The sequence below is a fragment of the Streptomyces sp. NRRL S-495 genome (assembly GCF_000966955.1).
GTDB classification, from domain to species: domain Bacteria; phylum Actinomycetota; class Actinomycetes; order Streptomycetales; family Streptomycetaceae; genus Kitasatospora; species Kitasatospora purpeofusca.
The window spans coordinates 1-606 of record NZ_JZWY01000649.1; the positions used below are offsets into that span (position 1 = coordinate 1).

Sequence of the window (606 nt, forward strand, 5' to 3'; positions counted from 1 at the left end):
CGCGGGCCCGGAACGTGGTCGTCACCGACACCGTCCCGGCCCAGGTCAACGGCGCGGGCATGACCTCGGACGCCGATGGTTCCGCCTGCCCGATCACCGGCGGGACGGCGACCTGCCCCGCCGTGGAGATCCCGGCCGGCGGCAGCGTCTCCTACACCGTCACCGGAACGCTCGACCCGGCGGCGACCGGCACCCCGGTCAACGTGGCCGTCGTCACCGGTGGACCCGATCCGACGGCGACCGCCCACACGGCGACCGCGCAGGCCAGCGAGACGGTCGAACCTCGGGCGAGCCTCACGGTGTCGAAGGCGCTGCTCACCGACCCGGTCGTGCCCGGCGAATCGATCGCCTGGCGGATCAGCGTGACCAACAACGGGCCGAGCCTGGCCCGCGACGTCGTGGTGAGCGACCGGATCCCGGCGGGTGTCGTCGGCGCTTCGCTCGCGCCGGACGCGACGCGGGCGGCGTGTCCGGTCGCGGGTGGCACGGCCGTCTGCCCGCCGGTGGAGATCCCGGTCGGCGGAACCGTCACGTACACGCTGAGCGGGACGCTGGCCCAGGACGCCACGGTGACGCCGACCAACACGGTGGTGGTCACCGGCGGAC

Annotated in this window: 1 pseudogene; it reads left to right on the forward strand. The window is 74.6% G+C overall.

Features of this window, described 5'->3' with window-relative positions:
* Nucleotides 1-606 (forward strand): annotated as a pseudogene (locus VR45_RS29810) (DUF11 domain-containing protein); the annotation flags it as partial.